This is a genomic window from Nocardia sp. NPDC057353, assembly GCF_042667085.1.
Classification (GTDB): domain Bacteria; phylum Actinomycetota; class Actinomycetes; order Mycobacteriales; family Mycobacteriaceae; genus Nocardia.
On the sequence record NZ_JBHVAK010000005.1, the window covers coordinates 1 to 11348 of the forward strand.

Here is an 11348-nt window from a genome sequence, read left to right on the forward strand (position 1 = left end):
GGGCGCGCCCCGGCCGGCCTCGGGTGTTCGCGATCAGAAGGAGGCGAAGCCGTCGCCGACCTTGCCGTCCGCCTCGAGCGCGCGAGCCAGCGCGTTCTCGACCTCGGCGCCGAGCTGATCCAGCTTCACCTTGGTGTCGGCGAGCTCGTCGAACAGCTGCGTCTTCTTGGCGACGTAGTCGTCCCGACCGTTGTCACCGGTGAGGTTGGCCTCGTAGTTGTTGGCCTGCTGCATCAGCTGGTCGATCTCGTTGGCGATGTTCTGGCCGTTCCGCGCCAGCTCATCGTAGAGCGCGTTCATGGTGGTGGGGTCGTAAAGAATGGTCATTGATCAGTCCTGTTCGTGGATCGGATGAGGTGCAGGATTGCCGAGATCAGGCCTGATCCATCGTCTCGAGCGTCGCGCGGGCGCTCTCGACGGCCTGCTGGAACAGGTCCAACTTCGTGTTCAGATTGGCGGCCTCGTCCTCCCAGTCCTTGGCGACCTTCCGGAACTTGTCGCCCGCGTCACCCTGCCAGCCCTTGGCCGCATCGCCGGCGGCCGTGGCGACGGAGTTGACGGCGGTCTTCAGCTGACCGATCGAAGCGATCATCTCCGCTTCGACACCCCTGATCGCTGCGGATTCGACGCCGACCGCGCCTGCCCCGGCGCCGGGCAGATCTGTGAGACTCATGTCTGTGACCTTTCTCGGTGAATGCTTTGTGGTGCCGAACTCCGCCGGTGCCGCGCACCGGCCGAGCCCCACGGTCATGTGCCACAGCCACCGGCTGTGACTCGATAGCTAGTGCGCGAGCCACCTCCCCCCGGGCAGCCCCTCGAGCAGCGCGGTGATGGCATGCGCGACCCGGTGGTCGGAGCCGGTGGTGACCGTGGTCCAGAGGCGCTGGTCCGGTGCGACCGACGGGGCGGCGACCATCCGGCCGCGCTCGGTGTCGTACACCGCGACGGCGCCGGGGGCCCGGGTGGTGACCCCGTCCCCGTGCGCGAGCGCCACGATTTCGGTGCAGGCGCGGGTGGCCGCGAAGGCGGACCCGAGGACGACGGCGTCCCGTTCCGGCGCGCCCGAGTGGTAGCAGGCATCGATGTAGTCGTCGGCCGTCTCAGCGGCGTCCAGCCGGGCCGCCAGCTCGTCGGCGGGCGCGCTGAGCGCGGGGACGGCGGCGGGCGGGCACGGGTCGAGCGCGGCGAGCAGCGGGGTGCCCGCGGCGGCGTTGGAGCCGTCCAGCCAGATCGAGCGCACCTGGTAGGTGTCGCCGTCGCGGATCGCGACCGCGTGCTGCTCGCCCCGCCGGGCCAGGCAGCTGCGCCGGACCCCGTCGGCGGTGATCGTGCGCGCGGCCAGTTGGCACTCGGGCTGCGCCAGCACGAAGAGCGCCGCCGCGATGTCGTCGGCGACCTCGCCCGCCCCGTCCAGCAGCCCAGCGCCGGTCAGCTCGGTGACGGCCTCGGCCTGGGCCCGCTGCCACTCGGCGTAGGAGTCGTGGCGCGGCCCGACGGCGAGCACCAGCGGCATGGTCTGCACGCCGAGCCGCTGTGCGAGGGCGAGCAGCCCGTCGTTGGTCAGCGTGGTCACGGCCTGCCCTCCAGCTGCCGGAGCCGCTCGGCGGGCGCGGCATCGGGGACGGCCGCCGCCGTGCCCGCGACGGTGCCGCCGAGCACGGCGGGCGCGGCCTGCATCCCGGTCTCCTCGGCGAGGTGGTCGTCGGTGGCTCCCGGGATGCCCGCGCGCGGGAAGCGGCTGCTCTCCTGTGCGCCGCCCGCCTGGGCCAGCGGCGTCATCGGCATGCCATGGCCCGCGGGCGCGGTGGCGGGCACCGGCGCCGGGCGCGGCTGCACCTCCACCCCGGCGGCGGCGGCCGAGGCGACCGCGGGGGCGCGGAAGGCACCCAGCTCCCGCGGCGGCAGCGCGATCAGCCCCGCGACGTTGATCGGCGGAACGGCGAAGGACGGTGTGACCGTGGAGATCTCCCGTGCGCTCGCTTCGCGCGCGGCCGACTGGGCCGACTGCTCGGCCTGCAGCGGCTGCTCCGGCGCGATCCGCGGCGGATGCTGCTGCGACCAGGGCAGCGCCAGCGGCTCGGTCGCGGCCTCATAGTTGCGCATCACCCTGGAGGCGACGACCTTGGCCTGGTCGGTCTCGGTGTCGGTCTGCGCGGCGATGGCCTTGATCGGCGCGCCCATGGCGGCGCCGATGCTCTCGATGGTGCGCTGGGCCTGCTGGATGGCCTCGATGTCGACCAGGTTCGGCATCGCCAGCGCGGCGATCTCGTACGCGGCGACCTGGGCCTGCATCCGAGCGGCATTGCCCGCGGCCGCGGCCGCGACATCGATCAGCCACTGCCGCAGCGTCGTGACCGTCTCGATGACCGCGCCGCTGGCCCCGGACTGCCAGGCCCCGCGCAGCTCGTGCAGCACGTGCTCGTACTCCAGCACCGCCGCGCCGAACGCCGCCGCGAGCCTGCCCCACGCGGCCGCCGCCTCCGCCATCGGGACGGAGCCGGGGCCGGTGCCGAGGTCCTCGGCCAGCTTCTGCGGCGGCCTCGCCTCCCAGACGACGCCGGTGAAACCGGGCTGCGGTGGTTCGATCATTGCTGCGCAGTGCCTTTCGACGACGAAGCCGGAGCGGGCCTCAGGCCGTGCCGGTACTGGATCCGAGGCTGGCCACGGTGTCCGATTCCAGCTTGTCGAAATCGGTGGTCTGTGCGCGCAGCGCCGCCGCCAGCTTGCGCACCTCGTGCACCCCGGCCTGCGCGCTGCTCAGGTACGCCGCGGCGACGTCGTTGCTGGTCTCGGCGGCCCGGCCGGAGACCTCGTCGATCCCGGCGGGCGGAATCCGCAGCGCCGCCTCCACCGCCTGCAGCTCGGTGGCCAGCCGGTCGGCCAGCACATCGAGTCCGCTGGACGCGCGCGCCGCGGCCGCCGGATCGAACCGGACGCCGTCGAAACCCTGCTCGGTGCTCATCCCTGCCTCCTGGTGGTACGTGGTCGTTTCCGCCGTCGCCGGAGCGAGTTCCGACGATCAGAGTCTGAGGTCGCGGTCGGGCGGTGGCTCGGTGGGTCGATCGGCGGTGGCGCCGACCACCGGCACCGCGACGCCGTCGATCCGGCCGACGACCTCGTCGCCGTTGCCCGCGTTCACCATCGGCCCGCGCAGCGCGTCGGTGCTCGACTCGCCGTCCCTGGCGAGCCCCGCGCCCATGGCGCCCGCCGCGCCGCCCATCGGCATGAGGCCGCCGCCGGGGCCGCCACCGGCGACGGTGCTCGCCGGGAGCACGCTCGCGGGCTGCTGGCCGCTCGGCGCGCCGACTCCGCCGGGCGCGCCGGCCGCGGTCTTCGTGCCGGACCACGGGCTCAGCGGCGTCGGTGCGGCGGCGAAGCCACCGATGCCGGCACCGCCACCGCCGAAACCGCCGCCGCCCGCCGCGATCGGCTCGGCCGGTGCCTGCTGCTCGTCCGCGGTGGCCGCGCCGGTGAGCGTCCGCGGCGCGGTGAGCGAGACATCGGCGGGCTTCTGCGTCGCCTGCGCGACCGACCCGGCGACCGAGGAGACCGAGCTGAGCAGCGGCCCGAGCAACCCGAGCAGCTTGCTCAGCTGCTGCGCGCCGTCGACGCCGGTCGGCGCGCTGGTCACCGCTACCTTCTGGCCCGCCGCGGTCATGCTCGAGCTGTGGCCGAGCATCTCGCCCTTGGTCTTCACCGTGATCGCGACGCCCTCGGCCGCCGACTCCACCGCCGAGGCGACCAGGAAGGCCATCCCGGGCCCGCTGGTCGCGTAGAGCGGGGCGGCGGCGAGCGTCGCGGAGAACTTGGCGATCACCGCGGCCAGCTCCGCGGCGCCGATGAACACGCTGGTCGCGCCGTTCCCCATGATCAGCTTCTGCTGGCCGCTCTGCGCGGCCAACTCGGTGCCGTCGGCCTGCGCCTGTCCGGCCTTCGCGGCGGCCTGCTCGGCGGCCATGCTCTGCCAGACCTGCATGACGGCCTGCAGCGCGGTGGTGCCGAGCTGGACCGCGGATTGCAGCACCGCGCCCGAGTTCTGCAGCATCTGGGTGGGGTCGGCGGGCGGCGGCGGCGCGGCGGCCGGGTCGGCGAAGACCGGCTGCGGCTGCGGGTCGGGCAGCCTGCCGGTGCCGAAGGCCGCGGCCAGATCGGTGAGCGGGCGCATGAGCGCGCTCAGGTCGATCACCGGCAGCGGCGGCAGCCCTGGCAGCGGTGGAATCGCCGGTAACTGCGGCAGTTCCGGCATCCCGATGTCGTGCAGGATGTCGTTCACCGGGCGGTCCAGCATGGGCGCGAGCGCGCTGCCGCGCAGCAGCTCGAGCAGCGTCGGATCCAGCGGCGGGGGGCCGCCCTGCCCCGGATCCGGCGTGGTCATAGCTCCTGGACGGCTCCGATGGCCGCCCCGGACTCGGCGTCCGCTGCCTCGTAGGTGGCCGCGGCCTCGTGGGCGGTGAGCGCGGTCCCCGCGTGCACGCCTGCCAGCTCCAGCAGCGACGACAGGTGGTTCGCCTGCGCGAAGGCGTAGGCGGCCAGGAACTCCTGGCCGATCAGGCCGAAGATCGGCACGACGGCGGCGATGGTGGCGGCCTGGTCGACCGTCCCCGCGGTGGCGATGCCCGTTGCCATCGACGCGGACGCATCACCGTACCGGCGAAGCGCATCCGGTACTACTGCGACGTGGTTCATGACTCTCGTCCAATCCCGAAACATGGCACCATGTTTCGCTCAACGTTACCGACCGGTGATCCGGAATGGCGAACGACCGACGGTTAACTTTTGATGACTACTCGAGGACGGTTACCCCGGCTGTTCGGCGTTGAAGGTGGTGATGATCGCGCCGCGTTCGGCGAACGCGCGGGTCGCGGCGGCGCGCGCGGTCCAAACCAGAGCGCTTTCGAATTCGGCGGGGGTGAGCCGCCCGATCGCGGCGGTGCAGCTGAGGTCGAGCAGCGCGCCGTTGCCGTCCACCTCGACGGTGATCGCGCCGTCCGGCGAGGTCTCGGTGGCGCGCACGTCGCCCATCGCCTCGCCCAGATCGCGCAGCCGGTGGATCTGGTTCTGTACCCGGGCGAGCAGTTCGTCCATGGTCTCGACCACGGGCGCCTCCTGTCGGTGTCGATCGGAAACTAGAGGGAGTGCAGCCAGCTCTGCGGCTCGGTCTCGTACTCCTGCTCGGCGATGATCTCCGCCGCCGCCACATCGCGCTCGGTGGGAAGCCCGGTGCGCGCCAGCATCTCCGGGGTGAAGCCCGCCTCCCTCAGCTGCTCGCGGCGCGCGACCCCGGCGCGGGCCGCGGACTGCCTACACAGCCGCAGCAGCTCGGCGGCGAGCTGGTCGGGGTCGCGGCGCAGCTGGTCCGGGTCGAGGGTGACGCCGAGCGGAAGCCCGTGCTCGGTGGTGCGCACGGTGATCGTTCCGTTCACCGTCGCCGCGGTGAATTCGGCAGGAAAATCCTGTCGCGCCGGGTCTTTCGTCACGCTGTCTCCCGTCGTGAGTGCTTCGAGGATCGCATCCGGATGGCCGCGGCGCCAGTTGTGGTCATTGAGTTCTCACGCGCGGTCGTCCCGGATGGCGCTGACGATCTCGGCGATCTGCGCGTTCAGCAGACTGGTCAGCCGGTCCGGCCCCGCGGGCACCACGGTCGGCGGATTGCCAGGCACCACCACGTATCTGCCGTCGTCGGTGAGGTCGCGCCAGTGCAGGTACACGGTGCTGATGCCGCGCGGCCCGAAGCGCGAGGTGCCCTGCTGCACCGTGACGGTGCCCGCCAGATCGGCTGCGGCGCGGCCGAAATCGGTGTCGCCGGTGGGGCTGGTGTCGATCACGTCGCGCACCACCGAGCGGTGGTAGCCGTGGTCGAGGTGCTCGTCGGCGGCCGGGGCGGCCAGGGTGAGACCGGAGCGGCTGCCCGCCGCGCGCTCGGGGAGCGCCCCCGCCACCGCGCCGCCGAGCTCGAGGACGTCCTGCTCGGTCACGGTGAAGCCGCCCGCCTCGTCGGCGGAGGCGCCCGGCCGCTGCACGATCAGGTATCCCTGGTCGGCGGTGCGGGTGGCAAGGACCCGGATCCGGGTCGCGTCGGCGATGCCGACGCCGAGCACCATCACCCTGATGTCCGGGCGGGCGACGGCGGCGAGCACGTCGTCCAGCTCGCCGCCCCAGCGCTCCCGGAGCCGGGCCACCGCCGCGGCGCGCCACTCGCGCGCCTCGACGGCGGTCGCCCCCGGTTCGGTGCGGTGCTCGAACGGCTCGGGCAGCCACTCCGCCCGCTCGGTCCACAGTGCCGTGAACTCCAGCGGCGAGAGCTCCCAGCTGCGGGTCATCGGGGCCGCCCGCTCACAGATCGACGACGGGCCGGACCACGACCGGCGCCTCGCCGAACGCCTCCTCCAGGTACTCGTCGGAGTCGAGGTACTCGGCGCGCTTGTGTTCCCGCTCCGAGCCGCCCTGGGCGCCGCCCGCGCCGCCCATGGGGCCGCCCATCGGCATGCCGCCCATGGGCATGCCGCCGGTGGCGACGCCCGCCTTGGTGCCGATGCCGAGCTCGGCGGTGACAGGGGTGGCGCGCGGGAACAGCTTGGATGCCTTGTCCAGGTTGGCGGCCCGCTCGCCGGGGCCGCCGCCCGCGCCGCCGCCGACCCCGCCCCCGGCACCGCCGCCTGCGCCGCCGGGCTTGCGCGCCTGTTCCGGCAGGTCCGCGAGGTGCGCGAGGTTCGGCATGCCTGCGAGGCCCGCGGGGATCCCGGCCTGCTGCGCGCCGTCGAGCAGCTGCTGCCCGGCCTCGCTCACCTGCTGGCCGAGCTGCCCGAGCTGCTCCAGCGGATTGCCGCCGCCCTGCCCGTCCTGGCCGCCGAGTGCCTGCCGCTGCTCCGGGGTCAGCCCGTCCGCGCCGGGCTCCTGCCCGCCCACGCCGCCGGTGTCACCGAGGCCGGGCTCCCCCGCGCCACCCAGCCCCTCGTCTCCGCCCCCCTGGCTCTGCGCATCCTGCTGCGCGAACGCCAGCTCCTCGGGACCGAGCCCACCCGGTCCGCCACCGGGCCCGCCGCCACCGGCGAACTGCCGCCCGCTGCCGCCGTAGCCGCCCTGCTGCCCGCCGCTCTCGTTCCCGGTGAGCGTCGGGCGGTCGCCGGTGACGGGCGGAATCGGGTCGGGCAGCACCGCGAGCACCTGCGCGGTGTGCTCGACGCCGGGCACGTAGGTGTCGTTCATGACCCGGGTGTAGTGCGCCAGCGCGGCCTGCCTGACCTGGGCGGCGAACACCGTGGGGTCGACGTTCGCGGGCTGCGGGGCGGCCACGAAGGCGGCCAGCCCGGCGCCGGTGCTGTACAGCCACTCCGAGGTGTACTCCAGCGCATCGCCGATGGCGTTCATGCTGCGCATGAGATTGTCGGCGCCCGTGCCGTACGCCTGCACCGCCTGCCTGGCGCGCTCCGCGGCGCCGTTGCCGTCGGTGCTGGTCCAGCTGCCCTGGGTGCCGGACATCTGGGTGGTGAGGATGCTGAACGAGCTGCGCAGCTCGCCGGAGAGCCAGCGCCAGTCCGCGGCGGCCTGCGCCGCCAGGGTCGGCTTGCCGCCGAGAATCGAATCGCGGATCGCCTGGTACTGCTCGTAGCCGATCGAACCCGGCTCCTCGGCGTGCAGCCCGGCCTGCGGATCGAACTGCAGCCCGGCTTGGTTCACCAGCCCGGGCGGCAAGCCCCAGTTCTCCTCCGGCCGGTTGCCCGGCTCGTTCCAGGTCGGCTGCATGGTGCGCGCGCCGCCGGACGGGGTGTGCCGATCGTTGTCGAAGCTCAGGTCGGCCGGGGGCGGGCGGCCGGTCAGGGTGTCGAGCAGCGTGGGGGCGCGGTGGTCGATGATCCGCTGCCGCAGCATCTCGAATTGGGCGCTGCCCCGGTTCTCGTTGTCGATGTAGGTGCGCGCGGCGGCCATGAAGGTCTCGTTCAGGTCGTCCAGGATGCGCACGTGATCATCGAGGATCCGGCCGAAATCCTGGCCCTTGGTCGAGAATCGGCGGGCCAGCATGTCCGCCGAGGCGAGCACGTCGGCGAAGGGGGCGAGCCGATCGATCAGCCCCACCTGCCCGCGCACCGTGCTCACCCGCACCCTGGCCCCGTTGGCGGCGTTGACCAGCCCCTCCAGCACACCCGGGTCCAGTTGCAGGACTCCGCCGCCCGCGGCGCTCTGCAGGCCGCTCCAGGGAGTCGGGGTCGAATCCGCCATCGCTCACCCTCCCAGCGAATCGTCGGCTTCCGTTCCGCGCATCGCGAGCAATCCACAGCGCTCGTCCTGTGCAGTGTCATTGATTCTAGGCTCGCGCAGATGAACGGCGCGTGTACAGCTTTCGATGCCTGAACGGCGCGCGCTCACCCCTCCCCCGTGACCACCACGCCTGCCATCGAGAGCTGCAGCAGCCCGGCCTCCAGCTCCAGCCGTTCGTCGGCACCGAGCAGCCGCCGCACCGCATCGCGGTGCACCACGCCGGTTTCCGCGGCGATCACCAGCTCCGTCGCGGCGGCGGTTGCGTCCATCCCCATGGCCTCGGCGAGCAGCGCGGCGAGGATGCCCGCGGTGCTCTCGGTGGACCAGATGGCGGGCACGGCGGGGGCGATCTCGCTCGCGGGCGGCGACTCCGCGCGGAACCAGCGGCCGTTCTCCCACCAGTAGCAGAAGGACAGCGAACCGGTGGCAGCCCGCGGGTCGAGCACCGGGTTCGCCACCCACTCCGGGGCACCGCGGTAGAAGGCGGGCATCTCGGCGCCGCCGTTGTAGACGGCGTCCAGCGCGGCCGCCTCCCACACCCCGCCGGAGAGCACGGCGCGCCCGCCCGGCAGCGTGAAGAGCGCGGAGCCGCTGCGGGTCGAGCCCGCGAACCAGTTCAGCGCGGGCAGGATTCGCGGCCCGAGCGGGGAGCCGATCGCGACGAAGACCGCGGCGAGCACCGCCCAGCGCGCGGAGATCAGCGGCAGCTCGGGCAGCTCCGCCTCCGGCACCGGCGCGCCTCGATGGGCGAGGTGATCGGCCCGTGCCGCCGCGGGGGTGCGGGACTGTCGGTCGCCGTGGTGCAGGTAGGCGCCGAGCCAGACCGGAATCCGGCTGCGCGGGAACGCCGCCAGGTCGGCCAGGTACGCCTCGGGCGGGAAGAGCTGGTCCTCGGGGAAGGGCTCCGCGCCGAAGTCGTGGTCGACCTGCAGGCTGCCCGCGCTGTCGAGGGCGAACAGGTAGCGCCACCACGGCCCGTCGCTGACCTGCGCGGAGCGCTCGCGGTGCGCACGGACCAGGTTCAGCAGCTGTTCCGACGGCATGGCTCGCGCGGCCCGCTCCTGCTCGTCGAAGAAGACGATGATGGCGGCCTCGGCGGCGACGGTCATGGTGAAAACCGCCTCGACGCGGTGCCAGCCCGCCGGTCCCGCGGCGGCGATCTCCCTGGCGATGGCGCGGCTCAACTCGGTGCACTCGGCCGCCGGGTCGCTCGGTACCGGTGCCTCCGGCACGGGCTTCGGCGCCGCCGCAGCGGACCAAGGAGCCGCGGCGGTGGGATCGGGGGCAGCGGCGGGCGCCGCTCCGGGGCCTGCGGCAAGGCTGAAGCCGACATCGGGTTCGGCGCGCGGCGCTTCGGTTCGGGTCTGGTTCGGCCCGGTCATGACTCGAGTTCTTCCCCTCGTGGTTGCTGTCCCCGTGCGCGGGGCGTGGCCGCGGCGCGGCCCCGGTTCACGCGTCGACCGAGCCCTGCCTGCGGTGGAAGCGGCGCTCGAACTCAACGATGTAGATCGACGGCGCGACCGAGGAGGACGACTGCTCCAGCACGCCGTCGTCGGCCACGTAGAAGATGGCGCGGCCGATGGCGACCTCGCCGGGCGCGGTCGGCACGTAGACCATCCAGCCGACGGCGAGCCGGTCCGCGCGCAGCCGCTCCAGCGGGTAGCGCGCGGTGTCGGCGCCCTCGCCGATCAGGTGCCTGCGCACCAGGGACAGCGCCTCGGCCTCCGCCAGCGGCTCCGGCGCGGTGAGCAGCACCCCGGCGATCGTCAGCTGGTAGCGCGCACTGTCCACGTCGAAATCGCCGTCCGCGCCGAAGACCTCGGTGAGCGTGGCCGCGGTGACCACCCCGATCTCGGCCGCCGACACCAGGTTCCGCACGCTCTCCCGCTGTCGCTCGGTGGGTTCGTCGGCGAGCAGCCCCGCCACGACGTCCACCACGGTCTCCGCCGTCCAGATGCCGGGCACCGCGGCGGCGAGCCGGTCCGCCGCCGGCGATTCGCCGCGGTACCAGGAGCCGCCGTCCCACCAGTAGCAGAACGACAGCATGCCGCTCACCGCCCTCGGGTTCAGCACCGGGTTCGCGACCCACTCCGGCGCGCCCGCGTACCAGTTCGGCGCGGGCGCGCCGTGGTTGTAGACGGCATCGAGCTCGGGCGAATCCCACACCCCGCCGGAGAGCACCGCCCGGCCGCCGGGCAGCGTGTACAGCGAGGAGCCGCTGCGCCGGGAGCCCTCGAAGACGCCGAGCGCGGGCAGCATTCGCGGCCCCCACGGCGAACCCGCCGCGACGAAGGCCGCCGCCATCACCGCCCACCGAGCCCACAGCTCAGTAAGAGAGGGGAAATCCCGCTCCGACCGCACCGGCGCGATGCCCGCCGCCCGGTCCGCGCGGGCCTGCGCCGCCGCGTCCCGCGGCGAGCGCTGCTGCCGCCCGCCGTGGCCCAGGTAGGCGGCCAGCCACACCGGGAGCGCGGCGCGCGGGTACGCGGCAAGGTCGGCGCGGTAGGCCTCCGGTGGGAAGAGGTGCTCCTCCGGGAACGGCTCGTCGCCGTAGTCGTGATCGAGCTCGACCTCGCCGGTGCTGCGCAGCGCGACCAGGAGCCGCCACCACGGGCCATCCCGCAGCTCGGCGGAGACCGCGCGCAGCTCGCGCGTTGCCGCCAGGGTCTCCGGGGAGGGCTGGGTGCGCACGCCGCGGCCCGCGTCGTCGTAGAAGGTGACGGCGGCGAGTTCGGCGGCGGTGGTCATGGCGAAGACGGCGTCCATTCGGCGCCAGCCCTGCGGGCCGAGCTTCGCGAGTGCGCGGACCAGGTCGCGGGAGAGCGCTGCCGCGCGTTCGGTCGGGTCAGGTGGGGTTGGGTCGCCGAGGGTGAGGGTGATGTCGGGGGACGGTTCGTCGCCGTCGGGGGTGAGGGTTCCGGGTCCGGGCGTTCCGGGACCCGACGCGATGGCTTCAGGATCCGATGCGGTGGCTTCAGGATCCGACGCGGTGGTCCCGGGGCGATCGGTGCGCTGCTCCGGCACCTGCTCGCCCGCAGCGGGGTTCGGCTCGGCGCGGCCCTGGTCGGATTCGTCCGGCTTCGTCACGTCGT

The 11348-nt window shown here is 73.7% G+C and carries 13 protein-coding genes; all 13 read right to left on the reverse strand.

The genetic code is table 11. From position 1 onward, the window contains the following. Positions 1-33: 33 nt before the first annotated feature. Positions 34-327, reverse strand: coding sequence for a type VII secretion protein EsxR (locus ACFUUZ_RS03895; RefSeq protein ID WP_378692277.1), 294 nt, complete (start codon positions 325-327; stop codon positions 34-36). A 46-nt stretch (positions 328-373) separates the two neighbouring features. Beyond that, positions 374-673, reverse strand: a complete 300-nt coding sequence (locus tag ACFUUZ_RS03900; protein WP_378692279.1) for a WXG100 family type VII secretion target — start codon at positions 671-673, stop codon at positions 374-376. Positions 674-781: 108 nt separating this feature from the next. Beyond that, positions 782-1573: an ESX secretion-associated protein EspG gene (locus ACFUUZ_RS03905; RefSeq protein WP_378692281.1), complete on the reverse strand. Its 792-nt coding sequence runs from the start codon at positions 1571-1573 to the stop codon at positions 782-784. Further along, positions 1570-2589: a PPE domain-containing protein gene (locus ACFUUZ_RS03910; protein WP_378692283.1), complete on the reverse strand. Its 1020-nt coding sequence runs from the start codon at positions 2587-2589 to the stop codon at positions 1570-1572. The genes ACFUUZ_RS03905 and ACFUUZ_RS03910 overlap by 4 nt, the downstream gene beginning before the upstream one ends. 40 nt (positions 2590-2629) lie before the next feature. Continuing rightward, positions 2630-2962, reverse strand: coding sequence for a PE family protein (locus tag ACFUUZ_RS03915; protein WP_378692285.1), 333 nt, complete (start codon positions 2960-2962; stop codon positions 2630-2632). A 57-nt stretch (positions 2963-3019) separates the two neighbouring features. Then, positions 3020-4375: a hypothetical protein gene (locus ACFUUZ_RS03920; protein ID WP_378692287.1), complete on the reverse strand. Its 1356-nt coding sequence runs from the start codon at positions 4373-4375 to the stop codon at positions 3020-3022. Then, positions 4372-4686, reverse strand: a complete 315-nt coding sequence (locus tag ACFUUZ_RS03925; RefSeq protein ID WP_378692289.1) for a type VII secretion target — start codon at positions 4684-4686, stop codon at positions 4372-4374. The genes ACFUUZ_RS03920 and ACFUUZ_RS03925 overlap by 4 nt, the downstream gene beginning before the upstream one ends. 111 nt (positions 4687-4797) lie before the next feature. Then, positions 4798-5097: a YbaB/EbfC family DNA-binding protein gene (locus ACFUUZ_RS03930; protein WP_378692291.1), complete on the reverse strand. Its 300-nt coding sequence runs from the start codon at positions 5095-5097 to the stop codon at positions 4798-4800. 29 nt (positions 5098-5126) lie between these two features. Continuing rightward, positions 5127-5423: a hypothetical protein gene (locus ACFUUZ_RS03935; protein WP_378692293.1), complete on the reverse strand. Its 297-nt coding sequence runs from the start codon at positions 5421-5423 to the stop codon at positions 5127-5129. Positions 5424-5549: 126 nt separating this feature from the next. Then, positions 5550-6320, reverse strand: a complete 771-nt coding sequence (locus ACFUUZ_RS03940) for an ESX secretion-associated protein EspG (protein ID WP_378692295.1) — start codon at positions 6318-6320, stop codon at positions 5550-5552. Positions 6321-6333: 13 nt separating this feature from the next. After that, positions 6334-8217 carry a hypothetical protein gene (locus ACFUUZ_RS03945; RefSeq protein ID WP_378692297.1) on the reverse strand — a complete coding sequence of 628 codons (1884 nt, stop codon included), beginning with the start codon at positions 8215-8217 and terminating at the stop codon, positions 6334-6336. Between the two features lie 143 nt (positions 8218-8360). Beyond that, positions 8361-9638: a hypothetical protein gene (locus ACFUUZ_RS03950; protein ID WP_378692298.1), complete on the reverse strand. Its 1278-nt coding sequence runs from the start codon at positions 9636-9638 to the stop codon at positions 8361-8363. 67 nt (positions 9639-9705) lie between these two features. Next, positions 9706-11343 carry a hypothetical protein gene (locus ACFUUZ_RS03955; protein ID WP_378692300.1) on the reverse strand — a complete coding sequence of 546 codons (1638 nt, stop codon included), beginning with the start codon at positions 11341-11343 and terminating at the stop codon, positions 9706-9708. Positions 11344-11348 lie beyond the last annotated feature (5 nt).

Bases quoted from the DNA above. Each gene is read 5' to 3' on its own strand.
- ACFUUZ_RS03910 (WP_378692283.1), bottom strand. From the start codon at position 2,589: ATGATCGAACCACCGCAGCCCGGTTTCACCGGCGTCGTCTGGGAGGCG.
- ACFUUZ_RS03940 (WP_378692295.1), bottom strand. From the start codon at position 6,320: ATGACCCGCAGCTGGGAGCTCTCGCCGCTGGAGTTCACGGCACTGTGG.
- ACFUUZ_RS03950 (WP_378692298.1), bottom strand. From the start codon at position 9,638: ATGACCGGGCCGAACCAGACCCGAACCGAAGCGCCGCGCGCCGAACCC.
- ACFUUZ_RS03915 (WP_378692285.1), bottom strand. From the start codon at position 2,962: ATGAGCACCGAGCAGGGTTTCGACGGCGTCCGGTTCGATCCGGCGGCC.
- ACFUUZ_RS03900 (WP_378692279.1), bottom strand. From the start codon at position 673: ATGAGTCTCACAGATCTGCCCGGCGCCGGGGCAGGCGCGGTCGGCGTC.
- ACFUUZ_RS03920 (WP_378692287.1), bottom strand. From the start codon at position 4,375: ATGACCACGCCGGATCCGGGGCAGGGCGGCCCCCCGCCGCTGGATCCG.
- ACFUUZ_RS03895 (WP_378692277.1), bottom strand. From the start codon at position 327: ATGACCATTCTTTACGACCCCACCACCATGAACGCGCTCTACGATGAG.
- ACFUUZ_RS03925 (WP_378692289.1), bottom strand. From the start codon at position 4,686: ATGAACCACGTCGCAGTAGTACCGGATGCGCTTCGCCGGTACGGTGAT.
- ACFUUZ_RS03945 (WP_378692297.1), bottom strand. From the start codon at position 8,217: ATGGCGGATTCGACCCCGACTCCCTGGAGCGGCCTGCAGAGCGCCGCG.